Annotated in this window: 24 protein-coding genes and 5 pseudogenes; 15 read left to right on the plus strand and 14 right to left on the minus strand. The window is 71.6% G+C overall.

Going from position 1 to position 25,427, the window contains the following annotated elements:
- Window positions 1–316: 316 nt before the first annotated feature.
- The 4 genes from aztD to aztB all read right to left on the minus strand — a co-directional run bounded on the left by aztD (window position 317) and on the right by aztB (window position 4,690).
- A complete protein-coding gene (gene aztD, locus FHS37_RS32075) occupies window positions 317–1,519 on the minus strand; it encodes a zinc metallochaperone AztD (RefSeq protein ID WP_184827700.1) in 1,203 nt (400 codons plus the stop codon).
- A gap of 91 nt (window positions 1,520–1,610) precedes the next feature.
- The gene (gene aztC / locus FHS37_RS32080) at window positions 1,611–2,570 is read right to left on the minus strand and encodes a zinc ABC transporter substrate-binding protein AztC (RefSeq protein WP_184827702.1); all 960 of its coding nucleotides are present in this window, start codon (window positions 2,568–2,570) and stop codon (window positions 1,611–1,613) included.
- Window positions 2,567–3,817: a hypothetical protein gene (locus FHS37_RS32085; protein ID WP_184827704.1), complete on the minus strand. Its 1,251-nt coding sequence runs from the start codon at window positions 3,815–3,817 to the stop codon at window positions 2,567–2,569. Before FHS37_RS32085 ends, aztC begins: the two co-directional genes overlap by 4 nt.
- Before the next feature lie 15 nt (window positions 3,818–3,832).
- Window positions 3,833–4,690, minus strand: coding sequence for a zinc ABC transporter permease AztB (gene aztB / locus FHS37_RS32090; RefSeq protein ID WP_184827707.1), 858 nt, complete (start codon window positions 4,688–4,690; stop codon window positions 3,833–3,835).
- A gap of 15 nt (window positions 4,691–4,705) precedes the next feature.
- Between aztB and aztA the strand changes: the two genes are divergently transcribed.
- The 4 genes from aztA to FHS37_RS32110 all read left to right on the plus strand — a co-directional run bounded on the left by aztA (window position 4,706) and on the right by FHS37_RS32110 (window position 7,640).
- Window positions 4,706–5,449 (plus strand): zinc ABC transporter ATP-binding protein AztA, encoded by a 744-nt coding sequence (aztA, locus tag FHS37_RS32095; RefSeq protein ID WP_184827709.1) that lies wholly within the window; start codon window positions 4,706–4,708, stop codon window positions 5,447–5,449.
- Between the two features lie 350 nt (window positions 5,450–5,799).
- Entirely contained in the window at window positions 5,800–5,970 is a 171-nt protein-coding gene (gene rpmF, locus FHS37_RS32100) for a 50S ribosomal protein L32 (RefSeq protein WP_030871982.1), read from the plus strand.
- Between the two features lie 5 nt (window positions 5,971–5,975).
- Entirely contained in the window at window positions 5,976–7,151 is a 1,176-nt protein-coding gene (locus FHS37_RS32105) for a GTP-binding protein (RefSeq protein ID WP_184827711.1), read from the plus strand.
- 57 nt (window positions 7,152–7,208) lie between these two features.
- On the plus strand, window positions 7,209–7,640 hold the full coding sequence (locus tag FHS37_RS32110; RefSeq protein WP_184827713.1) for a Fur family transcriptional regulator: 432 nt from the start codon (window positions 7,209–7,211) through the stop codon (window positions 7,638–7,640).
- A gap of 230 nt (window positions 7,641–7,870) precedes the next feature.
- Here the strand turns inward: FHS37_RS32110 and FHS37_RS40105 are convergent.
- Both FHS37_RS40105 and FHS37_RS32115 read right to left on the minus strand, forming a co-directional pair.
- Window positions 7,871–8,091 (minus strand): annotated as a pseudogene (locus FHS37_RS40105) (integrase core domain-containing protein); the annotation flags it as partial.
- A 247-nt stretch (window positions 8,092–8,338) separates the two neighbouring features.
- Window positions 8,339–9,319, minus strand: a complete 981-nt coding sequence (locus FHS37_RS32115) for a S66 peptidase family protein (protein ID WP_221500592.1) — start codon at window positions 9,317–9,319, stop codon at window positions 8,339–8,341.
- Window positions 9,320–10,042: 723 nt separating this feature from the next.
- Between FHS37_RS32115 and FHS37_RS32120 the strand changes: the two genes are divergently transcribed.
- Window positions 10,043–10,483, plus strand: a complete 441-nt coding sequence (locus tag FHS37_RS32120; protein WP_184827717.1) for a hypothetical protein — start codon at window positions 10,043–10,045, stop codon at window positions 10,481–10,483.
- Window positions 10,484–10,695: 212 nt separating this feature from the next.
- Entirely contained in the window at window positions 10,696–11,466 is a 771-nt protein-coding gene (locus FHS37_RS32125; RefSeq protein ID WP_184827719.1) for a hypothetical protein, read from the plus strand.
- Window positions 11,467–11,775: 309 nt separating this feature from the next.
- On the opposite strand, the gene FHS37_RS32130 is transcribed toward FHS37_RS32125, so the two are convergent.
- Window positions 11,776–12,552: an alpha/beta fold hydrolase gene (locus FHS37_RS32130; protein WP_184827721.1), complete on the minus strand. Its 777-nt coding sequence runs from the start codon at window positions 12,550–12,552 to the stop codon at window positions 11,776–11,778.
- Between the two features lie 57 nt (window positions 12,553–12,609).
- Between FHS37_RS32130 and FHS37_RS32135 the strand changes: the two genes are divergently transcribed.
- Window positions 12,610–13,083, plus strand: coding sequence for a MarR family winged helix-turn-helix transcriptional regulator (locus FHS37_RS32135; protein ID WP_184827723.1), 474 nt, complete (start codon window positions 12,610–12,612; stop codon window positions 13,081–13,083).
- 84 nt (window positions 13,084–13,167) lie between these two features.
- On the opposite strand, the gene FHS37_RS41180 is transcribed toward FHS37_RS32135, so the two are convergent.
- A complete protein-coding gene (locus tag FHS37_RS41180; RefSeq protein ID WP_184827725.1) occupies window positions 13,168–13,467 on the minus strand; it encodes a hypothetical protein in 300 nt (99 codons plus the stop codon).
- Here FHS37_RS41180 and FHS37_RS41185 point away from each other — a divergent pair.
- A pseudogene (locus tag FHS37_RS41185) lies at window positions 13,466–13,645 on the plus strand (transposase); the annotation flags it as partial. The gene FHS37_RS41180 and the pseudogene FHS37_RS41185 sit on opposite strands and share 2 nt — an antisense overlap.
- Window positions 13,646–13,648: 3 nt before the next feature.
- Complete coding sequence (locus FHS37_RS41190; RefSeq protein WP_375372333.1) at window positions 13,649–14,452, plus strand: DUF5959 family protein; 804 nt, start codon at window positions 13,649–13,651, stop codon at window positions 14,450–14,452.
- Window positions 14,453–14,587: 135 nt separating this feature from the next.
- Here the strand turns inward: FHS37_RS41190 and FHS37_RS32150 are convergent, their stop codons facing one another.
- Window positions 14,588–15,217: a helix-turn-helix domain-containing protein gene (locus FHS37_RS32150; RefSeq protein ID WP_184827729.1), complete on the minus strand. Its 630-nt coding sequence runs from the start codon at window positions 15,215–15,217 to the stop codon at window positions 14,588–14,590.
- A 140-nt stretch (window positions 15,218–15,357) separates the two neighbouring features.
- On the opposite strand from FHS37_RS32150, the gene FHS37_RS32155 reads away from it, so the two are divergent.
- Both FHS37_RS32155 and FHS37_RS32160 read left to right on the plus strand, forming a co-directional pair.
- Entirely contained in the window at window positions 15,358–16,344 is a 987-nt protein-coding gene (locus tag FHS37_RS32155) for an alpha/beta fold hydrolase (RefSeq protein WP_184827731.1), read from the plus strand.
- 422 nt (window positions 16,345–16,766) lie between these two features.
- Entirely contained in the window at window positions 16,767–17,588 is an 822-nt protein-coding gene (locus FHS37_RS32160; RefSeq protein ID WP_184827733.1) for a DUF1963 domain-containing protein, read from the plus strand.
- 319 nt (window positions 17,589–17,907) lie between these two features.
- Here the strand turns inward: FHS37_RS32160 and FHS37_RS32165 are convergent, their stop codons facing one another.
- Complete coding sequence (locus tag FHS37_RS32165) at window positions 17,908–18,786, minus strand: alpha/beta fold hydrolase (protein WP_184827735.1); 879 nt, start codon at window positions 18,784–18,786, stop codon at window positions 17,908–17,910.
- Window positions 18,787–18,923: 137 nt separating this feature from the next.
- On the opposite strand from FHS37_RS32165, the gene FHS37_RS32170 reads away from it, so the two are divergent.
- Window positions 18,924–20,861, plus strand: a complete 1,938-nt coding sequence (locus FHS37_RS32170; protein ID WP_184827737.1) for an AfsR/SARP family transcriptional regulator — start codon at window positions 18,924–18,926, stop codon at window positions 20,859–20,861.
- A gap of 358 nt (window positions 20,862–21,219) precedes the next feature.
- On the opposite strand, the pseudogene FHS37_RS40120 reads toward FHS37_RS32170, so the two are convergent.
- A pseudogene (locus FHS37_RS40120) lies at window positions 21,220–21,541 on the minus strand (telomere-associated protein Tap); the annotation flags it as partial.
- A 79-nt stretch (window positions 21,542–21,620) separates the two neighbouring features.
- Between FHS37_RS40120 and FHS37_RS32175 the strand changes: the two are divergent.
- The gene (locus FHS37_RS32175) at window positions 21,621–22,145 is read left to right on the plus strand and encodes a hypothetical protein (RefSeq protein ID WP_184827840.1); all 525 of its coding nucleotides are present in this window, start codon (window positions 21,621–21,623) and stop codon (window positions 22,143–22,145) included.
- Here FHS37_RS32175 and FHS37_RS40125 read toward each other — a convergent pair.
- Window positions 22,134–22,226, minus strand: a pseudogene (locus tag FHS37_RS40125) (IS6 family transposase); the annotation flags it as partial. The gene FHS37_RS32175 and the pseudogene FHS37_RS40125 sit on opposite strands and share 12 nt — an antisense overlap.
- 85 nt (window positions 22,227–22,311) lie before the next feature.
- Window positions 22,312–22,956 (minus strand): TetR/AcrR family transcriptional regulator, encoded by a 645-nt coding sequence (locus FHS37_RS32180; protein ID WP_184827739.1) that lies wholly within the window; start codon window positions 22,954–22,956, stop codon window positions 22,312–22,314.
- A gap of 99 nt (window positions 22,957–23,055) precedes the next feature.
- Between FHS37_RS32180 and FHS37_RS32185 the strand changes: the two genes are divergently transcribed.
- Entirely contained in the window at window positions 23,056–23,709 is a 654-nt protein-coding gene (locus FHS37_RS32185; RefSeq protein ID WP_184827741.1) for a CatB-related O-acetyltransferase, read from the plus strand.
- A gap of 85 nt (window positions 23,710–23,794) precedes the next feature.
- Window positions 23,795–24,271: pseudogene (locus tag FHS37_RS32190) on the plus strand (glycosyltransferase); the annotation flags it as partial.
- Window positions 24,272–24,528: 257 nt separating this feature from the next.
- Here the strand turns inward: FHS37_RS32190 and FHS37_RS32195 are convergent.
- A complete protein-coding gene (locus tag FHS37_RS32195) occupies window positions 24,529–25,422 on the minus strand; it encodes a Vgb family protein (RefSeq protein ID WP_184827743.1) in 894 nt (297 codons plus the stop codon).
- Between the last annotated feature and the right edge of the window lie 5 nt (window positions 25,423–25,427).

Below are 25,427 nucleotides of genomic sequence, written 5' to 3' on the forward strand. Positions count from 1 at the left end.
ACTCACGCCGGCCACCTGACGAGGTGGAGGCCGACGGCGCGAGGGGCATCCGCTTCGATGGAGCCGATCCACCATGGGTGGCAGAGGGCGGCGATCGGTAGCCCGACGGACGGGCATATCTTCCGGGACCTCGGGTCGGCCACCGCCGCCCACCTGATAACGGCGCGGACCGCTGGGCGAAGCATTGCTCCGCAGAGCATCCGCGCGCCGACCGCTCGCTGCGCGGGCCGTCCGGGAGTACCGGGGTGGGCCGCGGCACCCGGTCGCGCCGGAGTGGACCGGCGGACCGGGTGCCGAGGCCTCGCCGAGGCCGGGATCAGTGGCCTGCGACGACGCCGGAGAGTTCGTTCGTGCTCTTCGGCAGGGTCACCGACGCGAGCTTCTCGCCGGTCTCGATGTCCACGGCGTGCAGCTTGCGCTTGCCCGGCTCGGAGACGTACGCGGTGTGGTCGCGGACGAAGAGGGTGGGCCGGGCCTGCTGCCAGTCCAGCGGCTCCTGCCACTTGTCCACGACGGGGATCTTCTTCTCGACCTTGCCCGTTTCCGGGTCGATGACGTGGAGGGTGCCGTTGGTGCCGAGGACGAGGGCCTCGCCGTGCGGGCCGCGGCCGAGCGAGCGGAAGGAGTAGCTGGTGCCCAGGTCCACGAGGCGCAGCTTCGCGGTTTCGGTGTCGATGAGGGAGATGCGGGTGGGCCGCTCCAGTTCGGCGTCGGGGTCGGTCTTGTAGTCGCCCAGGAGGACCGGGGAGGTGTCGCTGCCGGCCTGGTTGCCGATGCGGCCGTAGTCGTCGGGGGCGTCGACCTTGGTGAACTTGCCGTCCTTGTAGATCAGGATGCCGTCCTCGCAGCCGACGGCGACGGCTTCGCCCTTGGCGGCGGCTTCGCCGTGGACGCCGGGGCAGTCCTCGTTGCGCGCGATCTCCTTGTTGTTCTTGTCCAGCACGAGGGCACCGGTGCGCTTCTCCTCGGTGCCGAGGGTGCTGAGGAGTTCGCCGTTGCTCAGTTCGATGGCGACGCCGTGGTGCGCCTCGGCGGAGGTGTAGGTGCGGCCTTCGGGCTTCTCTCCGCCGGCGAGGTCGGCGGGGTCGAAGACGTTGACCTGGCCGGTGCCGTCGGTGAACAGGGCCGTCCTGCCGGCGTGCCGGACGACGTGGCCGGGCTTGGCTCCCTCGTAGGTGATGTCGGTGAAGGTCTGCTCGGCGGCGTTCAGTACGCGGAAGCCGGCGTCGGTGGAGACGATGACGTGGTCGTCGTCTCCGGCGGGGTTGACGCGGTTGAAGCCGGGCAGCTCGATCGTCCTGGCCAGCTTCAGGCTCTCGCCGTCCAGGACGTACAGGCCGCCGTCGAAGGTGGCGACCAGCGGGTCCTTGACGTCGGCGGGTGTAGCGCCGGGTGTCGCCTTCGCCGCCTTCGTACCGGAGGAGGCGCCGTCCCCTCCCCCGCAGGCGGTCAGGACCGCGGAGACCGCGAGGGCGAGGGCGGCTCCGGCGAAAGCTCTGTTGCGTATCTTCTTGTTCACTGTGCGTGTTCCTCTCGGGCCGCGCGGACGCGGTGTCGATGTGTCGGGTGACGGCGGCGGGCCGTGCCGGTGTCGGCGCGGTGACGCGGGTTCAGCCGGTGGTCAGGCCGTCGGTCATAGCGGTGGTGTTGGCGCGCATCATCTGCAGGTAGGTGCCGGCGCCCTTGCCCTTCTCGGTCAATGACTCGGAGTACAGCTCGACGACCCGTACCCGGCCGCCGAGTTCCGTGCGCAGGACCTCGGCCAGCCGCTTGGGCTGGGAGGAATCGGCGAAGACGGTGCGCACCCCCGCTTCGCGCATGGCCTGGGTGAGCGAGCGCAGGTCGGAGGAGCTGGGTGAGGCCAGGGTGGTGCCGCTGGGGACGACCGCGCCGATCACACGGAAGCCGAAGCGGTCGGCGAGGTAGCCGAAGACGTGGTGGTTCGTCACCAGTGCCCGCTTCTCCTCGGGGATGCGGGCGAAGGACTTCTCCATCCAGGCGGTGAGATCGGCGAGCTGTCCGTCGTAGCGGTCGGTGTTGGCGCGGATCGTCTCTTCGTTCACGCCGTCCACGTTCTCGATCACCTGGTCGGCGATCAGGCCGGCGGCCTTGCGGACGCGGTCGGGGTCGGTCCAGAAGTGCGGGTCGGGTTGCCCGCCCTCCTCCTCGGGGCCGCCGTCGTCGTGCGCCCGGAAGGTGAGGGGGTCCACCGCGCGGCCGGCCTCGAAGGTGGCCACGCCGGACTCGCGGGCGGCGTCGACGTGCCGCAGCACGTTCTCCTCCAGGCCCAGTCCGTTGAAGACCACGAGGTCGGCCCGCTCCAGTTCGGCGGCCTGCACGGCCGACAGGCCGAAGGAGTGCGGGTCGGCGTTCGGTTTCATCAACACCGTGACGTCGGCCTCGTCGCCGACGATCTCCCGGGTGATGTCGCCGAGGATGTTGGTCGTCACCACGACCCTGGGCTGGTCCTCGGTGCTCGTGCAGGCGGTGGCCGTGGCGGCGCAGGCGAGGGCGAGCAGGGACGGCAGCAGGCGGCGCAACCGCAGAGCGGTTCGCTTCGGTGTCGTCATCGTCCGGTCTCCGCCATCAGCGTCGGCTCCATGTCGAGGCCGAAGGTGCGGGCGACGCGCAGGTTGTCGTTGTAGTCGATCTCGTACACGCGGTTGCCTGCGGGGTCGTTGAGGTAGGCGCGGCTGCGGTCGACCTCGATGGCGGGGCCTGCGGTGCCGTCGGTACGGGCCTCGGGGACGTCGGTCAGGAGCCGCTCGGTCCTGGACACCCGCTTGCCCGTGGTGATGTCGTAGCCGTGCAGGGCTCCGTCGTCCTGGAGGACGAGCAGCGGTGAGCCCTCGCCCGCGGTGTTGACGGCGACGACGGGTCCGGTCCTCACCCGCGTCCAGGTGCGTTCGGTGACGTCCAGCACCCACACGGCACCCCTTCCGGCCCGCGCCGTGAGCGTGTCGCTCCCCGCCCGGTGGTGGAAGGACGCGGCGCGTTCCCGCGCGGGGACGTCGGCGCCGTACGAGATCTTCTCGGCCGCGAAGCCGCCGTCGTCCTCACTGATCAGCAGGGCTCCGTCCGCGCAGCCGAAGACGACTCCGCGCCGGGTGACGGCGTCGCCGCGCGGGCTCTCGCACTCCGCCTCCGGCGCGGCGACCCGCCTGCCCTTCCGGTCGCGCACCACGACCTTCACGGCTCCGCCTCCGTCGGCCGTGAGGGCGAGGAGGTGTTCCGCGTACGGCACGACGGCGCTCGCGTGGGTTCCGGGCAGCGTGCGGGGGTTGCCCACCTCGCCCTTCTCCAGCTCGTTCCGCCGGTAGAGGGCGGCCCGGCCGTCCCCGCCGGTCACGGCGGTCACGGCGGCGTCGCTGCGGATCCGCGCGCCGGTGCCGGCGGGTATGCGGCCGGCGTCGCGTATCGCGGCGCGGTAGTAGTGCACGTGGTCGCCGTGGTCCACCGTCCAGGCACCGCCGTCCAGGACACGGGTGCCGTTTGCGGTGTGGAGGTAACCGAACCGGCCGTCCGTGGTGAGCCCCGAGGCACCGGTGGTCCGGGACACCTCGTGCGCCTTCCCGGTGATCAGGTCCAGCACCCGGGTGTCGCCGGTGTCCGGATCGTTGAGCAGCAGCCGGGACTGCTGCTCGGCCGCTTCCCGCGCTCCCTCGACGTAACCGTGCGGGGTGGCGGAGGCGGACGGGCTCTGCCTCGATGCGGACGCCTCGCCGTCCTGTCCCGCACAGCTCGTGGTGAGGAGCGCGAGGGCCGCGAGCGCGGCAGGCCCCCATGAAGTGACGTTTCTTCGAACGAACAAGGACATCGCCTCAGGTCTTTCTCAGTCGGTTGTCGCCGGACGGATGCCGGTCGAGTGGACGCGGCGACGGTGGCGGATGCCGGATGCCAGGTGGGACAGGAAGAACAGGGCCACCGCGAGGGCCGAGACGGTCGCACCGGCGGCGGTGCTCAGGTGCCAGGACAGCAGCAGGCCGCCGAACGTGGCGGTCACACCGATCAGCGCCGCGAGCACCATCACGCCCCGCACGCTCCGCGCCCACGGCAGCGCGGCCGCCGGCGGAGCGATGAGCAGGCCCAGGACCAGCAGCGTCCCCACGATGTGGAACGAGGCGACGATGGCCAGCGCCAACAGGCCGAGCAGCACGGCGTGGGCCAGGCGGGGCCGCAGGCCGAGCGTCCGGGCCTTGCGCGGGTCGAAGGCCAGGGCCAGGAAGGCCCGGTGGCCGAGGACCGACACGGCCAGTGCCAGCAGCAGCGCCCCGCCCAGCAGCACCAGGTCCTGCTCACGGACGGCGAGGACGTCGCCGAAGAGGAAGCCGGTCAGGTCCACCGCGAAGGACTGCGATCGCGACACGACGATGACGCCGAGCGACAGCATTCCCACGAAGAGCAGCCCGATCCCGGTGTCCTCCGACAGCCGCGGTCTGCGGCCGAGGGCGGTGACGCCGGCCGTCATGACGGCCGCGCTGAGCAACGCCCCTACCAGCAGGTTCCCTCCCAGCAGCGAGGCGAGTGCGACTCCGGGCAGCAGCCCGTGGGACATGGCGTCGCCGAGGAAGGCCATCCCTCTGAGCACCACCCAGGTTCCCGCCAGGGCGCAGATCGCCGACACCAGGACGCCGCCCCACAGCGCCCGTTGCACGAAGGTCACCTCGAAAGGGCCTGTCAACCACTCCATGCGGAGCACACTACAATGAAAATCATGTTCACTCGCCACGGCCCCCTGCCCGTCACCGCCGAGGACGCGACTCTCCGCATCCGCTTCACGGAGCTGTCCGCGGGCTACGCCGGCCACCCCGTGCTTCATCAACTCAACGGTGAAATAAGCGCATTGGCCACCACCGCACTCGTCGGTCCCAACGGCAGCGGAAAGTCCACCCTGCTCGGCGTACTGGCTGGTGTGATCCAGCCCACGGCCGGCACACTCCGTCACTTCGGTGGTCGGCCACCGGCGTTCGTTCCCCAGCGCGGCGCCGTCGGCGACACGCTGCCGCTGACGGTCCGCCAGACCGTGGAGATGGGACGCTGGGGCGAACGCGGTCCGTGGCGCCGGCTCACCCGTCGGGACCGGGTGGCGGTGGACTCGGCCCTGGACCGCCTCGGCATCGCCGACCTGGCCGCACGGCAGCTCGGTGAACTGTCCGGCGGACAGAGGCAGCGCGCCCTGATCGCCCAAGGACTCGCGCAGGAGTCGGACCTGCTCCTGCTGGACGAGCCGACCACCGGACTCGACCCCGAGGCCAGGGAACGCATGGCGACACTGCTGACGGACCTGGCCGACGACGGCGTCACCGTCGTCCACGCCACACACGACCTGGCCGCCGCCCGCTCGGCCGACGCCTGCCTCCTGCTGCGCGAGGGCCGCCTGGTAGGCCAGGGGCACCCCGAGCAACTCCTCACTCCCCCGGCACTCGCCCGGGTCTGGCAACCCCTATGAGGCCCTACGGACGACGGTGTCCCCGCACCCCAGCCCCCAGGAGCCGACGACGCCGACGCGGCGCACAAGACGTTCGGGCGCCCCCCCCGGGGGGGATGCCGTCGCCCCTGCACCACCGGAGCCGTACCGCCGCCCCTCGACGCAAGTGGCGTGCACCGCGCGCCCGGCCCACCGTCCCGCACGACCGCCTGCCCGCCTGCCCGCCTCCTGCTGCGGCACACCACCCGACGACAATTGTCGGATATGAAAATCGTTGTCGTATACTGTTGGTGCCTCCCCGGCGCGATGTCGTGGTTGACGATCTCCGAGCCGACCGAGGCCATCTCCCGCCCTGACCGAGAGGAACCACCATGGCCGTTCCCAAGCGCAAGATGTCCCGCAGCAACACCCGCCACCGACGCGCCCAGTGGAAGGCGAGCACGCCGAACCTGGTGCCGGTCACGGTGGACGGCGTGACCCACCGGGTGCCCCAACACCTCGTCCCCGCCTACCGGCGCGGCCTGCTGCGCCCGGAGGACTGACGCCCATGCCCTCGCAGCGCCTCCCCGTCACCGTACTGTCGGGCTTCCTCGGCGCCGGCAAGACCACGCTCCTCAACCACGTCCTCACCAACCGCGAGGGCCTGCGCGTCGCGGTGATCGTCAACGACATGAGCGAGGTCAACATCGACGCCGCCCTCGTGCGCGGAGGCGAGGCGGCGCTCTCCCGCACCGAGGAGCGGCTGGTGGAGATGACCAACGGCTGCATCTGCTGCACCCTGCGGGACGACCTGCTGGAGGAGGTCGACCGGCTCGCCCGGGACGGCCGCTTCGACTACCTGCTCATCGAGTCCAGCGGCATCTCCGAGCCGATGCCGGTCGCCGCCACCTTCGCCTTCGCCCGCGACGACGGCGCCGTGCTGGGGGACGTGGCCCGGCTGGACACCATGGTCACCGTCGTGGACGCCGCCAACTTCCTCACCGAACTGGACACCGGGGACGACCTCACCGAGCGGGGACTGGCTCCCTACGAGGACGACGAGCGCACGGTGAGCGACCTGCTGGTCGACCAAGTGGAGTTCGCCGACGTGCTGGTGCTCAACAAGCTGGATATGGTCGACGACGTGGACGCCGACCGGTTGCGCGGGGTGCTCGCGCGGTTGAACCCGAGGGCCCGGTTGATCGACTCGGTGCACGGCCGCATCGACGCCCGCGACATCCTGGCAACCGGACGCTTCGACCTGGAACGCGCCCAGCAGGCACCGGGCTGGGTCCGGGAACTCAACGGCGACCACGTCCCGGAGACCGAGGAGTACGGCATCTCCTCCCTCGTCTTCCGGTCGGCGGCGCCCTTCCATCCGGCACGGCTCTGGGACTTCGTCACCCGGGACATGGACGGCGGCGCGTACGGCCGGGTCCTGCGGTCCAAGGGCTTCTTCACCCTCGCCGGCCGAAACGGCGTGACCGGCTTGTGGTCCCAGGCCGGTTCCGTCGCCCGTTTCGAACCCTCCGGGATCCGCGAGGCCGACGCACCACACGCCCAGGAACTGGTCTTCATCGGTATCGGCCTGCAGGCCGATCGTCTTCGCGCCGCTCTGGTCGGCTGCCTCGTGGCCGTGGGAGAACCGACACCCACGACCGACCCCTTCCCCGGCTGGGAAACCGGAGAAGTCTGCGCGCACGAAGACGAACATGGAACCTCGTCCCTGACAGCGGCCGTGTAACCGGGCCCGGGGCGGTCGAGCGCATTCGGCCGTCCCCACCGCTACGGAGGCACACACATGCACGGAACGACCCTCGGCGAGTGGCGACCCACCCCGCAACGGGCCGCGGTTCTGCAGGCGTTGACCGCCTGCGACGGCTTCGCCTCCGCCCAGACCCTGCACGCGGCGCTCACGGCGGACGGTGTCGTGGTCGGCCTGACCACCGTCTACCGCACGCTCCACCTGCTGGAGGCGTCGGGCCAGGTGGACATGGTGCGCGACAGCGACGGTGAACGCCTCTACCGTTCCCGGCCCGCCGACGGCCACCGGCACTACCTTCTGTGCCGGCGCTGTGGCCTCAGCCTCGCCGTGGACTCCGAGGAAGTCGAGCGGTGGGCGGTCGAGGTGGCGCGCGTCACCGGATTCCACGACGTGGACCACACAATCGAACTGACCGGGGTGTGCGACAACTGTCACGCCGGACGCGACGGCGGCCGAACGGACGCCTGACACATCTGTGCCGCGCCCGACCCTCGAGCCGGGTGGGCGAGGAGAGCCATCCGGGGACAGGGGGCGGCGGCCGCCGGCGGCTCGGCGGCAGCACCGCACCGGTCCTCACCACATCGATACGGGCCGTCAACGCGGCGGTCGCATCATCCAGTTCGCTCCGGTATCCACCCACCTCGACCTGGTGATCGGTGCGGCCGGGACGGTCCGGGTGCGGGGCCGCGGGATCGGCACAAGTTCTTCGCCGCCCGGACCACCAGGACGCGGTCGGATGCGCGGTCGCGCCCAGGATCCGGCGGTTCGCGTGCTCGAGCGCGGCGAACACGTACAAACGGACCCCGGACAGGGTGACGGCCTCGGAGAAGCCGCACGCCAGGAGCGCATCAGCCTGGGAGCGTAGGAAGCCCGCCCAGGTGCTCGCGGCCCGCTCGGGCGCCGGTTCGATGCCGGCTTCCGGCGCAGGGTCAAGATCTCGATGTCTTTCTCACGGCCGCCCGTCGGTAGCGGTAGCAGCATCGCGAACGCGTTCGTCACACCCGGGTACGCCAGTCTCAGCAGCACGACCGGTCACCACGCCGCGCCCACCGCCCTCACGCGACAGCGGCGACTCGACCGGCCACGGCCAGCACCCCACAACCCGCTCCCACCTGTATGGACGAGGTATTCGGCCAGATTGGACAGGGCTGACTGATCCGCGTTGCTCAACCGACCGGTCCGTCGCCATGAGCGGGCCGTACCGCCGGTTCGAGAAGCGACAACGTCCGCTGCTGCGCATCGAGGGCGACGCGGATGCCGACCGGCATCGGCAGATTCGGACCGGCATGTCCGAACTCGACGTTGCCCAGGACCGGGATGTCACGGTCACCGAGGACGTCGAGGACGATCTCGGGCAGGGTCGGGGACGCGTCAGACCCTCCGAGTCCGTCGATCTCGTGCGGAACTCCCACGACCATGCCGGAGATTCGGTCGAGGATGCCGCTGTGCCGCAGTACCTGTAGGTAGCTCCACACATGCGATGCGTGGCCGCCCATCTCCTCCCAGAAAAGCACTGCGCCGTCGAACCGTTCGAGCGGTAGGGCGTGACGGGTCGCCTGCGCCAGCACGATGCGATTGGTCAGCCCGCCGATCAGCCGGCCTTCGGTGCGACCGGCACGCCAGCACTCCCACGACGAGGTGGTCGGCAGCGCACCGATCGCCTCAGGGCCGGTCAGCAGCGTCGAGTAGAGCTCCTCGAGCTCCGCTTGGCGCGCCGCGGGCGCGGCCTGCCAGTGCCCGCCGAGTCCGGAGGTGGCCAGATCGGCGTGGAATCCGACCAGGCCCGTGCGCGCGTAGAGCACCAGATGCAGCAGCGAGAGGTCGCTGTAGCCGAGGATCGGCTTGGGGTCGGCTGTGATCGCCTCGACGTCGATCAGGTCGAGGTAACCGAGCACCGTGTGGCCACCGTCATGCGCGATGATCGCGCGCACCTCGGGATCACGCAGAAGAGCGTTGAGCTCCTCGGCGATGTCCGCCGGCTGAGCCGCGCTCCACCAGTGGTGCCGCCCTGTTTCGAGGAGCGGCGCGAGACGCACGCGGAATCCCATCCGCTCGAGCACGGCCACCGCCTGCTCAAGTCCGGGCGCGTGTCCGACGTCGAGCGGCCCAGACAGCGACGCGATGACGACGAGGTCTCCGGGCGTCAAGGCGCGAGGTCGAAGCGGTTGAGGCGGTGCAGCACGGGTCACCGCGGCAGTATCCCGACGCCGACAACGACACGCTACGTATTTACTGATCGGCTCCCTCCCCGAGTGGGAGAGGGTTCACTGCCTGGTGCCCAACTGGTCGCAGAAGTGGGGACTGGGCCCGGTGGGACAGGGGTGCGGGGACGGGCCGGGAGGAACGCTCCCTGGCCCGGGGCCATGAGGGGCCGTCCCAGCTGAAAAAAATCAAAGCCGGCGACCAGCGGTCGGCCCTGCCGTCGTGCTCCTCGCGTGAGGCCCCTTCCGGCGGTCCACGGTGGCCTCGTTCTCCACCGCCCGGCCGGCAGCAGCCGGTGCAAAGCCTCGTCCCGTCCGGTGGAGCGGCAGGCCCACGGGCGGTCCGTCGAACGGGTGCCGTGCCGGCACGGCGTCCTCGGTCGTCCGGCCTTCCCGTCGAGCGGAGCCGCGACCAGGGGTGGGCGTTCGCCGGAGAGCCGGCCGGTGCGGCGCTTGGTGCGGGTTTGGGCGAGCCGGACACTGGTTCTGGCCGTGTCGCCGTCGCCGCGGATGGCCGCGCGGGCAATGGAGAGCGCGGCCCTCACGGTGGGGAAGGGTTCCAGGCCTGCGCGGTTTGGCGGTAATCCGCGGGGCTGCGGATCTGATGCGCGTGGCAGACGGCTCTTGTTCGGTCTGGACACCCGCCCTGTACCGGGCGAGGCTGTCGGAATGGACGACGCGAACGACTCCGACCCGGAGCACGGTGGGATCGACAACGTCTCCCTCTACATGGAAATCCTCAGGGCGCGCATGGACCCCGGGCAGTACGACGTCCTGGCCCGGGCCGTGCGGGAGACAGCGCATCTGATAGCCGAGGGACATCAGGCCGGCCCGGTCGGGGAGCGGTCGGCCTTCACACCTGAGATGCGGCGGGAGTACGCGACGGTCCTGGCGATTCTCCTGACCGGCCGCATGGACCACCAGGTGGTGGAGATGCCCGGCCCCGACGGCAGGCCGGGCTTCGCCATCGTGGAGGCCTCCGCTGCCAAGGACCCGGCGCGGCTCCGGGGGATCCGCGAGAGTTTTCACCGCTGGGCCGGCGAGCGGCAGGCCGTCGACGAGGAGCTGGACGGCATTGCCCGCGCCAGCGGGCTGAGCACCGACGACTGACGTGCGCGTCGGATCCCGGCGGGCCGGGGGCGGGAGACGGCCGGGGTGATTTTCGTGGCCGGTGTCCCTTCCGGGGAGCCGGTGCCTGAAGGTGCGGCAGGTGGTGTACGGCTGTGCTCAGGGGTGGTGTCCGCCCAGGACGGCGGTGACGGTCCCGTTTGTGTGGGTAGCATCCGGCAGCAACAACCCCCTCATGTGGAGGAGCGTGCCGCGTGGCCACCGATCCGGAAGAGCCCACCACCCAGAGCCTGCAGGAGCAGTACGCGGAGCAGTTCGCCAAGCACCTCGCGGACATCCGGGAGGAACAGGCCCGTCTGCGCAGGCGTCTTGAGCAGCTCGGTGCGGACGAGGCCTGGCTGGTGAAGGCGCTGGAGACGGTGTCCGCCCCGGCCGAGGGCGGCGTCGGCACCCAGGTGCTCGAGGACGAGCCGGCGCAGCCGCGGAACAGCACGTCCAAACCCTCCGAAGCGACCGAAGCGACCGAGCCGTCCGAAGCGGCCGGGGTCGGGGCCTCCGCGGCGGTACCGAAGCAGCGGCAGGACGAGCCGGCCAGGACACGCGCGAAGAAGACCACGGCCAAGAAGACGGCTGCCAAGAAGACCACGGTCAGGAAGACGGCCGCGAAGCAGGCCCCCGCGGCGAAGAAGACGACGGCCGGGGCCGGTGAACCGGCCCTGGGTGAGCTGCTGCTGGCCGTCCTGGGCCGGCACGCCGGGCAGCCGCGCACCGCGGGCGAGGCCGCCGGCGACCTGGAACGGGAGCATCCCGAGCGGGCCCGTGACATCAACACCGTGCGCAACACCCTGGAGCGGCTGGTCGCCAAGGGCCGCATCGAGCGGACGAAGCGGAAGAACGCCGTGCTGTACACCGTGGCCGGGTCCGCGCCCGCCGCGGACGACACGGCCGCACAGGCGTCCCCGGCCACCGGGACGGCCGGTGCCGAGGAGACCGAGAACACCGAGAAGGTGCCGGCGCAGGCCTGAGTTCCTCGCCCGGCGCGGTGGCACCGGCCGGGCCGGTCGCCGGTTTGCAGCGCGCCGCGTATGGCCGGGCAGCAGCACCCCGCTGGTGAGGAGTAGGGGTCCCGCTGCCGGGCGCGCGGGACCTTCCCCTCTCCCCCGGGCCCTTCAGAACCCGTCTTTGAACCTTGGGGACCGCACCTGCCGGCGAGACGGGCTCAGATGCGACTGACGGTGGCCGGTCGGGAGTCCCCGCCGGCGGCCGGTCAGTGGAGAGCTGGCCGGCCGCCGTTGGTGAGTTGGTGATCGCGGGCCGAGGAGTCGGCCGTGTGGTCACAAGGTGCGCAGGAAGTCCTCGAGGGCCTTGGTGAAGGCTTCCGGGCGTTCCATGTTGGGATAGTGGGCGGTCCCATCGATCGAGATCGCGGCGCCACCGGGGACGGTACGGGTGAGGTGTTCGGCCATGCCGATGTGGTCGGGTGAGTCGAGGGTGCCGTTGATGGCCAGCACCGGCACGTCGATCTTGGTGACACGGTTCCAGGTGTCGCGGACAGGGACGCGCAGGTCGGGCTCGTCGGTGGTGTGCTTGGACAGGGTGCTGCGGGTCATCTCGCGCAGGCGGCCGACGACCTGGGGAGCGAGATCGTCGAGGGTGCGGTGCGGGCCCGCGGCGAAGAGCATGAACGCCTCGACAGCGGCGTCCACATCGCCGGCGGCCATCGCTGTTTGCCAGGTGGTCCAGGTTCGGACGGTCCAGGGGTCGGTGAAGTTCGGCTCACTGGTCCCGGCGCCGCTGACGACCACGGCACTGACCAGTTCCGGATGTTCCAGTGCGGTGTCGACCGCGATGCTTCCTCCCATGGAGACGCCTACCAGGACCGCGGGGCCGATGTCTAAGCGCCTCAGCAGCGCGGCGAGGTCGTCGGTGTGCCGGAACGGTTCGGTGGCGTTGGCCGACCGGCCGTGGCCGCGGGCGTCGGGCGCGATGACGCGGTGCCGCTCGGCGAGGGCGGGTACTTGGTCGTCCCACATGCGGTGGTCCAGGAAGCCGCCGTGCAGCAGGACGAGGGGTTGGCCGATGCCGGTGTCGAGCCAGAACAGATCACTCATGACAACCAAGGTGTCATCATTGGACGAGAATGACAACCTAGGTGTCATCATGGCGGCATGAACAAAACAGATTCCGGTCTGGTGTCCGAAGAGTTGACGGACCGGCTCACCGAGGTGTTCGACCTGGTGGGGCCGTTGTACCGACGTACCCAGCGCAAGGTGGAGCAGGACTTGTCCGCCGAAGGGCTGTCCGTGGGGGTGCGGGCCGTGCTCACCTTGCTTCACAAGCATGGGCCCATGACCGTCCCTCAGATGGGTCGGGCGCAGGCGCTCAGCCGCCAGTTCCTCCAGCGCATGGTCAACGACGCAGCCGCACGAGGTCTGGTCCAGTCCGTTCCCAACCCAGCCCACAAGAGGTCATCCCTCATCCGACTGACCGAACAGGGCCAGACCGCCGTCACCGCCGTCATCGACCGAGAACGCGCAGTGCTGCGTCGGGCCAGCGGTGACCTCACCGGAACCGAGATCGACGCCTGCCTCCGAGTCCTCTCCCGCCTCCTCGAAGTCATGGGCGACGTCGACGTCGACTAGACCAGACCGCGTGAGCTCAGCGGGATCGCTTACGGAGAGCGGCACCAAGGACGGCCTCGCGTGGGGAAATCGAGCTGGCCGCTGTCAGACGACCAGAAGTGTGACATGTACGGGCACCGTCGGCGGTACCGCGCGGATCCGGGGAAGGACCCCGGTCACACAGCTCCGGAAGGCTGCCGGACGCCAAGCGATGCCGCAGCCGAGATCGCGGTGGACCTGAAGATCCTGACTGCTCGCCGCCACGATCTGGCAGCCGACCGCACTCGGGCCGTCAGCCGACTGCGGGCCCGGCTGCTGGAGCGCTCCGACGAGGAGATCACCGGCATCGACCCGCAGATCGCGTCCCGCTTCCGTGAACAGCGATGCGGAAGTGGTCGTCAGCATGCCCGGAACGGGCCCGTTGCCGGGGGCGGAGTTCATCGCCTGCACCGGAGGGGACATGGACGCCTCCGGGAGCGCGGGCCGGCTCGCAGGGGTCGCCGGTCTCGCGCCGGTCCCGAGGGATTCAGGCCGGATCAGCGGCAACATGCGTCGGCCGCACCGCCCCCATCGCCGACTTCTGCGCGTGTTCCACCTCTCCGCCCGGATCGCCGCCCGCTTCTGCTCCACCTCAAAGACCTTCTGCGACCGCGAGAGGGCTGAGGGCAAGAGCCACGAACAGGCGATCCCCGCGCTCGCTCGTCGCCGCCTCGACGTCCTGTGGGCACTCATCCGCGACCCGCGCCGACGGACGGTACCGCCGCCTCAACCGGGCCAGCCAATGCATGACAGTCACGTGCCTGCCAGCGGGACGCGGAAACGACGCCCGTCGAGGTCGCTCCCGAGCGACTGCCGTGGGTTCGCGCCCATGGACGCGAACACACAGCCCTACGCGATGGAACTGATCCGGCTGGCCGACCCGGGGCGGAGCGTCAGCGTTTGTCTGCGTTCGACTGAGCCCACTTTCGAGAGCCCGGGCGTTCGGTACTACGGCGCGGAGGCTGTCGTCACGAGCGGTTTCGTCGACGGAACTGTCCACCTCGGGTTCGACTCCGAGGACCTCTCAGACCGGGGTCGGCTTCCGGACGCCATCGAGGAAGCCGAACAGGAGGCCGACCTCGATGAGCCGTTCACCGCTGACTGGCCCCCATCAGGCCGCACCGCCTACCTCCGATTCCTCGCCGAAGGCCCCTGCGTGGTCGAAGTCCACGACGGGACCAGCACCCAGATCGTCGTCTCCGCGCCGCTCGCCATGGGCGAGGGGTGGATAGCCGAATCCAGGGAGCGCCTGGCGGCGGCCCGAGCCGCTCTCGGCATCGGCACAGAGGATCCCACGGCGCACGTCCCTGACCGCGGCCCCGCCCTCCCGCACCACACTCCGACTGCTTGACAACGACGGTCGGGAATCAGTCTCAGTGAGCCGAAGCTCAGCAGCTGTCACCGGCAGAGCCGGATGACATGGCGAATGGGACCGAACGAAGCAGCGTGGTTGTCACCGACGAGGCACGCAGCCTGTCGCAGCTGCTCACCCCGCAGCCTTTCTGCCACCGGTCCCGCGAGCAGCGGCTGGAGGGGTGCGCGGCCGTAGGCGCTCGCCCTGCGGTCCGAACATGACCAGGTACTCGACCGGACCACCGGGGCCGGTGTTCGCCACCCCGTGCGGGGTGCGGGTGTCGAACTCGGCGACGTCCCCGGAGGCCAGGATGAGGTCTTGGTCGCCGAGCGCGAGCCACAGCCGCCCGTACAGGACGCACAGCCACTCGTAGCCGTCGTGGGAGACCTGACGGGGCCGCATGGGCGGGGCCCCGAGGGCGGGCAGGACGTGCTTGTGGGCGTGCAGGCCGCCGACGTACCGGGTCAACGGCAGCACCGCCTTGTCGTCGCCGAAGCTCAGCGGCGCCGTAGCACGCGGCTCGGCCGCGGGGGCGGGCGCCGTGCCGGCCAGTTCGTCCAGGGAGACGCCGTACTCTTTCGACAGCTGCAGCAGCACCTCCAGGGTGGGCTTGCGCCGGCCGGTCCCGATCCGGGACAGCGTGCTGGTCGAGATGCCGGTCGCGCAGCTGACACCGGCGAGCGTCGCGCCGTGGTGCTCGCGCGCGGCCCGCGACCGGGGCCCCATCGCGGCCAGTGTGCCGTCCACGTCGTCGACCGCCACCTTTCCCTCCCCTTCTTGCCGTGCCGCTCCGCCACTCTGCCCTGCGAGTTTGCCAGGACGGCAAGGCTGATCGCGTCGGGCGTGTGCCGCGCCGCATGATCGATGGGTCGTCGCCTCCGCCGCGAACCGAGGAGAAGCCCGTGCAGTCCGAGCCGGCCGCCGCACCCCGCCACCGCACCGTCGAGGCCCCTGCCGGGCGCCTGCACCTGGTCGAGCAGGGCACCGGCCCGCTGATCCTGCTCGTGCACGGCTTCCCCGAGTCCTGGTACTCCTGGCGCCACCAGCTCCCGGCCCTCGCCGCGGCCGGGTACCGGGCAGTGGCGATCGACGTACGCGGCTACGGCCGCTCCTCCAAGCCCGCCGCGACCGACGCCTACCGGATGCTCGACCTGGTGGAGGACAACGTCGCCGTCGTGCGCTCCCTCGGCGAGGAAAGCGCGGTGGTCGTCGGCCACGACTGGGGCTCCAACATCGCCGCCGCCTCCGCCCTGCTCCACCCCGAGGTCTTCCGCGCCGTCGGCCTGCTGAGCGTCCCGTACGCGCCGCCCGGCGGCCCCCGCCCCACCGACGTCTTCGGCCAGATCGGCGGCCCCGAGCAGGAGTTCTACGTCTCCTACTTCCAGGAGCCCGGCCGCGCCGAGGCGGAGATCGAGCCCGACGTCCGGGGCTGGCTCGCGGGCTTCTACGCGGCCCTGTCCGCCGACACCATGCCGGCCGAGGGCGAGCCCGACCCGCACTTCGTCGCCCGCGGCGGCCGGCTGCGTGACCGTTTCCCCGCCGGCCCGCTCCCGGCCTGGTTGAGCGAGGACGACCTCGACGTCTACGCCGGGGAGTTCGAGCGCACCGGCCTGACCGGCGCCCTCAACCGCTACCGCAACGTGGACCGCGACTGGGAAGACCTCGCCCCCCACCGCGGAGCCCCGATCACACGGCCCGCCTTGTTCGTCGGCGGCGCCCTGGACGCCTCCACCACCTGGATGTCCGACGCCATCGACGCCTACCCCACCACCCTCCCCGCCCTGTCCGCCTCCCACCTCCTGGACGGCTGCGGCCACTGGATCCAGCAGGAACGCCCCGACGAGGTCAACCGCCTGCTGACCGACTGGCTCGCCACCGTCCACGGCTGAACCAGGCGATCCAGTCGCAGCAGTCCGCGCACCGGCGCGGTGCCCGAAGCGGCAGCGGCGCCGGAGCTGTGACGTACGGGGTAAGGGTCGGCCGGCCGGAAGTGGAGAACCGCATGGGCTTTGTCCGCCTCGTCAAGGAGCCCGGCCCGCAGCAGGACCAGGCGGGTGGTCAGCGTGCGGGTGGGAGGCACCGGCAGCGAATCGCTCGGCGGCCTCCAGCCGGATCCGCTCGCGAAACGCCTGAGCGTGCAGGCGTCAGCCCACCGCCTTGCGGATGTCTCACACAACCGGCACACCGCGCCGATCACACGTCGTCAGCCCCTGCCGACATCACGCTTCCGAGGTCAGCAGCGCCAGACCGCTTCGTCTTCCAACGAGTTCGGTCCTGCCACTGCCCCCCACGAGCCCATTAGGGTGGCCCGGTGGCCGACGCGAGCACGGACAGAGTGAACCGCTTCCGGACCGAGGCGGCATCCCGGGGCCTGCCGTCGGAGGAGGTGGAGGAATGGATACGTGTCGCCCGTCCGGCGGTGTACTTGGCGGAGGGCGGTAACGGTCCCCTCGTGGCCCGGGTCGGCGGCGACCCCATGCTGCCGCAGGGCGTGCCGAGGCCGTCCGATCCCTTCGTGGCCTCCGTCGACCTCGCGGCTCTCCCGCCGGGCGTCACCGGCCTCCCGCTCCCCGCCGACGGCCACCTGCTCCTCTTCTCCGGCACCGATGTGCACGGCACCGGAGGACAGGTGTCCGACGCGGTGCTGCACGTCCCCGCCGGGATCCCGACAACCTCGAGCCCCCTCGCACACGGCTGGCGCGAGCCGTACCGGCCGCGTGAGCTCCGCACGGTCTGGCACCAGCCGAGCGCGCAGATGCCGGAGAGCTTCGCCCTCGACAGGTGGGGCGACTTCCCCGAGGACGAGCAGTTCGAACTCGCCGACGAACTCGGCGACGCATGGGCACAGGTGGGCGGCTACCGCCCTTCCTGGGCCTTGCAGATCGGCGGCCACCCGGTCTCGCCCCAGAACGACCCCGTCCACCACGCCCGCGATCCGGAGGAGGCCGGCCCCTCCGAGCAGGAGGGTACGGCCCGCGGAGAGGGCGCCGACGACTGGGCTCTCCTGGCCACCTGGAGGTGCGGCGACGATGTCACGGAACTGGACTCCGGCGTGGCCCACTGGGTGGTCCGCCGCCGGGACGTGGCGGCCCGCCGCTTCGACCGGGTCCACCGCTACGTCGAAATGGCCTGACCGCGCGGGGCGGGACGGTCGGCTCCACGACGCTCATCAGCTGCCCTCCCCGCCACGCCCGTCCGGTCCGTGTCGTCACCGTGACGATCGGTCTGCCCGGAACCCGTTGCCGTCCCCGGCCCCCGGCCCAGCCCGCCGGAGGGACACGGCCGCAGGCCCGTGGGCGCTGCCCACGCCCCGGTGAGCGGTGCCGCGTCTTCCCGGACAGCGGCCACGACCGTAGGGAGGCGGGCGGTTCATCGGCCACCGGATCGCGGGGCCGGTCCGGCGCCGGGAACGCGGGGCTCGCCCGCCGCCTCCCGTGGCCCGGCGGGAGGGCTCAGCGCAGCAGCAGGTCGCGGATCGCCTCCGTGATCTCGTCGGGCGCCTCCTCGGCCATGAAGTGCCCCGCGCCGGTCAGCCGGTGGTCCAGGTCCGGCGCCCACGCGTGCCAGACCGCGGCGGCGTCGTAGCCCAGTCGCGCGCCCCAGTCCTGCTGGACGACCGTCACGGGCATGGCCAGCTGGGAACCGGCGTCCTGGTCCGCCTGGTCGTGTGTCATGTCGATGCCCGCCGAGGCCCGGTAGTCCGCGACGATCGACGGCACGGCCGCGGCGCTCGCCCGCAGGTATGCGGACCGGACCGGTTCCGGCATGGCGGCCGGGTCCCCGGCCCAGGCGTCGAGGAAGGAGCCGAAGTAGGCGTCGGCGCTGTTGGCGATCATCGTCTCCGGCAGCCCCGGCGGCTGCGCCATGAGGAACAGGTGGTAGCCGACCGCCGCCGGGACACCGTGCAGGACGTTCCACATGTCCAGGGTCGGCACGACGTCAAGGATGCCCAGGTGTGTGAGGGCCTCGGGATGGTCCAGTCCCGCCCGGAAGGCGACCAGGGCGCCCCGGTCGTGGCCGACCAGGGCGAAGCGCTCATGGCCGAGCGCCGCCGCCAGGGCGACGACATCGGCGGCCATGGTGCGCTTGGAGTACACCTCGGGGCCGGTGGCCGCCGGCTTGTCGCTGGCACCGTAGCCGCGCAGGTCGGGACAGATCACCGTGTGCTCGCCGGCGAGCCGCTCGGCGACGTGCCGCCACATCAGATGGGTCTGGGGGAAGCCGTGCAGCAGCACGACCGGGCTGCCGCCGCCGCCGACGGCGGCAGCCAGCTCCACTCCGTCGGCGCCGGGCAGACGGACACGGTCGAAGCCGGGGATGGCGAGAGTCATGAGAGGCCCTTTCCTGGGATCGGAGGACCGGCGAAAGCCTTGGTCCGGGGACTGACGGGAGCAGCATGGGTGACGGCGATCAGCAGCCGATCAGTACGCTTCGACGCCGCGGACCCGAGGCACGGAAGATGGGGGGCATGCGAATCGACGTACTCGGTGCCGTGCGGGCCCTCCACGACGACGGCACCCCCGTCGACCTGGGCGGTCCCCGCCACCGTGAGGTACTCGCCCGGCTTGTCGCCGCCGGGGGACGGATGGTCGCCACCGACACCCTCGTGGACGACCTGTGGGCCGAGCCGCCGGTGCGCGCCGTGGGTGCGTTGCGTACGTTCGTCGCCGCGCTGCGCCGCGCCGTCGAACCCGGCCGGCCACCCCGCACCCCGCCGCGCGTCCTCGTCACGGAAGGCCCCGGCTACGCGCTGCGCCTGCCGCGCGACACCGTGGACGTCCACCGGTTCGAGGACGCTCTGGTCCGCGCCCGGCGTGCACCCGATGCGCTGACCGACCTCGACGCGGCCCTGGCGGCCTGGCGCGGCCCCGCCTATGCCGACGTGGCCGGCTCCGCGTGGGCCCAGCGCGAACGGACCCGGCTGGAGGAGCTGAGGCTGGAGGGGGTGGAACTGCGCGCCCGCCTCCTCCTCGACTCCGGTTCAGGAGCCGAGCTGGTCGCCGAACTGGGCGCCCACGTCACCGAACACCCCTGGCGTGAACCGGCCTGGGGGCTGCTGGCCCGCGCACTGCACCGGGCGGGCCGTCAGGCGGACGCACTGGCCACCCTGCGCCGTGCCCGCACGATGCTCGCGGACCAGCTCGGGCTCGACCTGGGTGCCGGCCTCCGGCGCCTGGAGACGGACATTCTCCGCGGAGCCACGACGCTCCAGCCCCCACGCACCGTCTGGACCGCAGGCGTACGACTCGGACCGCGCACCACCGTGGAACTGGCGCGCACCCTGGCCCTGGCGGGTGGTGACGCCCTCATCCACTCGCGGCGCGACCGCCTCGCCGCCGTCCAGGCGGCGGAGCGCACCGGAGACATCGCCCTGACCGCCCGCGTCATCGGCGCCTACGACGTGCCCGCCCTCTGGAGCCGGGCCGACGATCCCGGTCAGTCCCGCGCCGTCGTCGCGGCGGCCGAGCGTACGCTCACCGCGCTCGGCACCGACGGCCCCGCCGAACTCCGCGCCCGCCTGCTGGCCACCGTCGCGGTCGAGAGCCGCAGCGCCGATCTGTCCGCCGTCGAACGGAGGCGCGCCGGGCAGGCGGCGCGTGAGGCCGAGGCGCTGGCCCGGGAGCTGGACGATCCCGCCCTGCTGGTGTTCGCCCTCAACGGCGTCTTCCTCCAGTCCTTCACCCGGCCCGGGCTCGCGACGGCGCGGGACGTGATCGGCTCCGAGATCCTCGATCTGGCCACCCGGCACGAGCTGCCGGACTTCGTCGTGCTCGGCCGGCTCATCCGCCTGCAGTCCGCCTCCGCCCTCGGCGACCTCGATGCCGCGACCGCACACGCCGAGGCAGCCGAGCAGCTCGCCGTCAGCACCGAGGCCCTGCTCGTCCCCGTCCTCACCGGCTGGTTCCGGGCCCGGGCCACGGCCGCCCGCAGTACCGAACTGGGCGGGCCGACCGCCGCCACGGCCGCGGCGCAGTACCGCGCCGCCGAAGACGCCCTCGCCGAGACAGCGGGCATGCCGGGGCTGCACCGGGGCCTGTTCGCCCTCGCCCTCCTGGGCCTGCGTCTCCTGCACGACCGTCCCGCACCCACCGATCCCGCCCTCGACTGGGGCCCGTACCGCCCTTGGACGCACCCCTTGGTGCTGCTCGCCCGCAACCGGGACGAAGAGGCCCGTACAGCCCTGGCCATGACGCCCGAACCACCCCTTGATCACATGCAGGAGGCACTCTGGTGCCTGACCGCCCACGCCGCCGCCCGCCTCGGCGAGCGCCCGGTCGCCGCCCGCGCAGCAGCGGCCCTGCGCGCCGCCCGCACCGAACACGCGGGCGGCGCGAGCGGGATGCTGACGCTGGGGCCGGTGGCGCGGTACCTGGCGGAGGCGGAGGCATGCGCCGACAGGAGATGACCGGCACCGTCCGCGGCCCGCTCCCCCACCTGCCCGTCCCACCTTGACCGGGCAACGCGCCCCCGGACCCGTCCAGCCATACGTGCCGAAGTGAGGTAACGAGCCGCTCCGATCGATGACGAGCTGAGGTCGGCACTTCGGTACGCCGACTCGGTGTCCTGGTCCGCCCGGGCAGCCCCCGTCAGGCGGCGCGGCGGACATCGACGCCGGCGACGTACCCGGCCAAGCGGCGCTCGCGACGCGGCTCCGGCAGGAACGGCCGAAGCGCGACATCCTGACGGACAATGCCGCCGACGTCACCCACCTCCCGGTCGAGGCACGGACCGAGGAGGCGTCCGACGGGCTCCTCACGACCGATCTCAGGTCGCCGTTCTTCCTGATCAGGGCCTGCTGCCGTCGGGGCGGGCGGAGCGGTGAGGGTGGCCGGCGCTGCCGGGGCGGCTGCCCCCTCCGGCACTGAGGCGCGGGGTAGAGCTCCGCGAGCCTGTTCAGCAGCCGCGCACATGCCTCACGCTCCGGGTCCCGCGGCTCGGTCGTCTTCTTCACCGACTCCCAGCCGGACGCGGTCGCCCGGCGCACCTTCGGCGCAGGGCCACCTCGTTCAGCGTCAGCCCGTGCGCGGTGCGCAGCCTCTTGCGCTCTTGCGCCGGCGGCGGCCGCCGGTGAGCGTGGCTGCGCACGGCCTCGTTGAACGGGAGAAGGCGGGGTATCCGGGAGGCGACGATGCTGTCCCGACTCCCCTTCGAGGAGGTCTGCGCTGTGCTCTCGCTCAAGCGCTTACTCGACCGCAGTCTGGCCGCGCAGGCGACCCTGGTCTTCCTGCTGGGACTGGGCACCACGGCCCTGATCCGCAGGGACGAGCACCCGGCTGTCTGGGTGTTCCAGAGCGCTCTCTACACCGGGGTCGCCGTCGCGGTCCTGGCCGTCCAGCGCCGCCGGGCCGCCCGAGCCGTGGGCACCGACGCGGGCAAACTCGCCGATCTGAACCGGAAGATCCGGCGCCATGAGGTGCCGCAGGACCCCGAGGAGCAGGCGGCCATGCGACGGCTGGTCGCCGAGCAGCTCGGCCAGATGGAGCGGGCGGGCAAGTGGCTGCCGTACTGGCTCGGCGCCATGGGCCTCGTCGCGGTCGGCATGTTCGTCCTGGGGGCCGTCAGCGGGTCCCTGGTCTTTCCCCTTCTCTTCGCGGTCGGCACGGTCGCGCTGTGCGCCTGGGTCCTGTGGATGCGCCGCCGCTCCCTGGACCGCCTCCGCCGGATGCGCCAGGCCCTGCGACAGCGGTGAGCGGTGGTACAGCCACCCCCGGTGGGAGATGGCCTCGACCGGGTACCGGTGGCCCTTGTACGACAGCGACGCGCTCCCCACAGGCGCCCCTTCCCGAGCTGATCACCCAGAAGATCACCCCCGCCGGTCGGTCAACGTGACGGCGTCCTCCCGATTGCGCCTGCGTTCACTGCCCGTCCCCTCGCTCACGCCCCTCTTCCCGACGGACGGAGAAGGCGCCCGCGGCAGCCGCCAGGACTGCCGCCTGCGCGGCCCGTTCCGGGAGGTGCGGGTCCGGATCGGAACGCAGGAGCACCAGCTGGTGGTAGAGCGGCGCCGTGGCGGCGATCAGCAGGCTCCGCGCGTCCGTGTGCTGTGCGGGGAGCTCACCGCGCTCGATGGCGCGTTCGACGAGGATCTCGCACTGGGTGTACCGGTCCGTCCACAGCTGCGTCTGGGCCCGCGCGGCCTGTTCGGAGTGGAACGAGGCGGCCATCAGGGCGACGGCGAACGACGGTCGCAGGACCAGGGACTCCTGGATCTCCTGGTTGAGGGCCGTCAGATCACCGCGCAGCGAGCCGGTGTCCGGTGGTTGCCAGTCGATCTCGCCGGCGGCGGCGATGACGTCGACGAGCAGGCCGCCGACATCGCGCCAACGCCGGTAGACCGTGGCGCGGTGCACTCCGGCTCGCGTCGCGACACCCTCCACCGTGAGTCCTTCGTGACCGCGTTCAGCGAGTTCGGCGCGCACCGCGTCGAGGACCTGGGCGCGGATGCGGGCGGTGCGACCGCCCGGACGGCGGTCCGACGTCGTGTCCAGTGGGTCTGTCATCGGCAGTCAGTATCCGGTTGATCAAGGCGGCAGGACCGTGCCAGCATATTAACGCGACAGTTGTCGCTCTAGGTCCACTGGAGAGGAACCGCCTCCGCGATGCCGCCCGTTCCCGCTGACCCCACCGTGCTCCACCCGATGCCCGGACACCCGCGCGTGGTCCTGCTCAAGCCGCTGGTGAAGTCACCGCTGATCGAGGTCGGTGACTTCTCCTACTACGACGATCCGGAGGACCCGACCGCCTTCGAGACGCGCAACGTCCTGTACCACTACGGTCCCGAGCGGCTCGTCATCGGCAAGTACTGCGCGCTGGGGACGGGCACCCGGTTCATCATGAACGGCGCCAACCACCGCATGGACGGCCCTTCCACCTTCCCGTTCCCCACCATGGGCGGCTCCTGGGCGGAGCACTTCGACCTGCTCACCGACCTGCCCGGCCGGGGCGACACGGTCGTCGGCAACGACGTGTGGTTCGGCCACGGCGCCACGGTCATGCCCGGCGTACGCATCGGTCACGGCGCGATCGTCGCCGCCGGCGCCGTGGTCACCGGCGACGTCCCCGACTACGGCATCGTCGGCGGTAACCCCGCCCGGCTCATCCGCACCCGCTACGACTCCGCGGACATCGCCCGGCTCCTCGCCGTGGCGTGGTGGGACTGGCCCGTGCAGCACATCACCAGGCACGTGCGGACGATCATGTCGGGGACCGTCGCCGACCTGGAGGAGGCCGCCGCGCGGATCGACCAGCCCTGACACCGCCTCCTCGCCCCACCGCCCGCACCCGTCCCGCGCCAGGAACGAGGGATCGCCCACGTCCCGTCGCCGCGCCCATATCGCGATGGTCGGCGTCCCCGTCGTCAGTCATGGCCTGCCCAGCCTCGCGCTCATCCGTGAGCTGGTGGCCCGTGGGCACCGGGTCACCTACGCCAACGACCCGTCCGTGGCCGACCGGATCCAGTCCGCCGGCGCGGAACTGGTGCCCTGCACCACCACGGACGTGGATGCGTCCTCCGGCCCGCCCGCCCGGGCCCTCGCCCTGATCCCACGGGCGATGCAGCCGCACGCCGGTCGAGTCGGCACCGACACGGGGGCCTTCGGCGGCCCCTGCTTCGGCACCCGAGCGGACACGGACGGCTGGACCCGCCCGGCAGCCGCGGACAACGTGCTGCTGATCTCGCTCGGCTCGGCGCACACGCGCCGGCCCGCGTTCCACCGCCGGTGCATCGCGGCCTTCGGCGACCTGCCCGGCTGGCACGTCGTACTCCAGACCGGCAAGCACACCGGCCCCGAGGAACTCGGCGCCATCCCGCCCAACAACGCCCCGCTCAACTCAGTGCATAGCGCAAACAACCAGCCCAGCCCCCACAGCACCCGCCGCCGGGCCTTCCACGCACCATGAGACTCACTCACGGAACAGACACACCGCCCAAGACAACTGAGCGACAGCAGGTCCCAACCAAAGTCAACGGGCAGGCGCACCAGCTACGCCACAGCACGTCGATCGGGCTATGCCAACGGCTGGTGTGACGCGACACCGACACACGGCTGGCCCGGGTGGTTCTCCGTCCCGGGCTACGGTTCCAACCGCGCGACCCCTCCCGTCTCGAGGGCCACCCACAGAGCGCCGTCGGAGCCCATGGTGATGCCGTGCGGCTCGGACGACGGTGACGGCAGGCTGTACTCGGCGATCTCGCCGCTGCCGGTGATGCGGCCGATGCGGTTGGCTCCCCATTCGGTGAACCAGCAGTCCCCGGTGGCGGCCGCGACGATGGCGTGGGGTCCGGCCGCGCGGTCGGGGAGCGGGAACTCCTTGATCGTGCCATCCACCGAGATCCTGCCGATCTGGCCCGCTGCGATCTCGACGAACCACAAGGCGGCGCCGTCGCTGGTGATGCCCACGGGTGCGGCGCCGGGGGTGGGGAGTGGGTGTATGACGATGTCCCCGTGGACGGTGATGCGGCCGATTGCGTTCGCCTGGTTGAGGGTGAACCACAGGGCACCGTCAGGGCCTGCGGTGATTGCCGAGGGACAGGCGCCCGCATGGGGAAGGACGAACTCGGTGATCTCTCCCTTGCAGGTGATGCGGCCGATACGGTCGGCGTTCATCTCCGTGAACCACACCGCGCCGTCTGGACCGGCCGTGATACCGAAGGGTCCGCTGTCGGGCGTCGGTACGGGGAAGGACTCCGTTTCGCCGTCGGCGGTGACGCGGCCGATCCGGTGGTCCTGGGACCGGGTGAACCACAGTGCTCCGTCGGGCCCAGGGGCGATGACCGCAGGACGGCACTCGGGCGAGTCCAAGGGGTACTCGTCGAGTTCGCCGTCGAGGGTGAGACGCGCGATGCGGCCACTGTGCGCGAGGGTGAGCCACAGCGCACCGTCAGGTCCGGCCGTGACGCCGTAAGGCCCAGCACCCTTGCCCGCCAGGGGGATCTCCCTGATGACCGGGGCATCACAACGGTGCACAGCAA

Origin of the sequence: Streptomyces griseomycini, assembly GCF_014203535.1 — a bacterium.
Classification (GTDB): Bacteria; Actinomycetota; Actinomycetes; order Streptomycetales; family Streptomycetaceae; genus Streptomyces; species Streptomyces griseomycini.

What these genes read in the sequence shown, in the direction of transcription:
- FHS37_RS41180 (WP_184827725.1), bottom strand. Translation starts at nt 13,467, where the DNA reads ATGCTGACGACCACTTCCGCATCGCTGTTCACGGAAGCGGGACGCGAT.
- FHS37_RS32085 (WP_184827704.1), bottom strand. Translation starts at nt 3,817, where the DNA reads ATGTCCTTGTTCGTTCGAAGAAACGTCACTTCATGGGGGCCTGCCGCG.
- FHS37_RS32170 (WP_184827737.1), top strand. Translation starts at nt 18,924, where the DNA reads ATGCGAATCGACGTACTCGGTGCCGTGCGGGCCCTCCACGACGACGGC.
- rpmF (WP_030871982.1), top strand. Translation starts at nt 5,800, where the DNA reads ATGGCCGTTCCCAAGCGCAAGATGTCCCGCAGCAACACCCGCCACCGA.
- FHS37_RS32110 (WP_184827713.1), top strand. Translation starts at nt 7,209, where the DNA reads ATGCACGGAACGACCCTCGGCGAGTGGCGACCCACCCCGCAACGGGCC.
- FHS37_RS32165 (WP_184827735.1), bottom strand. Translation starts at nt 18,786, where the DNA reads ATGACTCTCGCCATCCCCGGCTTCGACCGTGTCCGTCTGCCCGGCGCC.
- FHS37_RS32130 (WP_184827721.1), bottom strand. Translation starts at nt 12,552, where the DNA reads ATGAGTGATCTGTTCTGGCTCGACACCGGCATCGGCCAACCCCTCGTC.
- FHS37_RS32180 (WP_184827739.1), bottom strand. Translation starts at nt 22,956, where the DNA reads ATGACAGACCCACTGGACACGACGTCGGACCGCCGTCCGGGCGGTCGC.
- FHS37_RS32120 (WP_184827717.1), top strand. Translation starts at nt 10,043, where the DNA reads ATGGACGACGCGAACGACTCCGACCCGGAGCACGGTGGGATCGACAAC.
- FHS37_RS32105 (WP_184827711.1), top strand. Translation starts at nt 5,976, where the DNA reads ATGCCCTCGCAGCGCCTCCCCGTCACCGTACTGTCGGGCTTCCTCGGC.
- FHS37_RS32185 (WP_184827741.1), top strand. Translation starts at nt 23,056, where the DNA reads ATGCCGCCCGTTCCCGCTGACCCCACCGTGCTCCACCCGATGCCCGGA.
- aztB (WP_184827707.1), bottom strand. Translation starts at nt 4,690, where the DNA reads ATGGAGTGGTTGACAGGCCCTTTCGAGGTGACCTTCGTGCAACGGGCG.
- FHS37_RS32135 (WP_184827723.1), top strand. Translation starts at nt 12,610, where the DNA reads ATGAACAAAACAGATTCCGGTCTGGTGTCCGAAGAGTTGACGGACCGG.
- aztA (WP_184827709.1), top strand. Translation starts at nt 4,706, where the DNA reads ATGAAAATCATGTTCACTCGCCACGGCCCCCTGCCCGTCACCGCCGAG.
- aztC (WP_184827702.1), bottom strand. Translation starts at nt 2,570, where the DNA reads ATGACGACACCGAAGCGAACCGCTCTGCGGTTGCGCCGCCTGCTGCCG.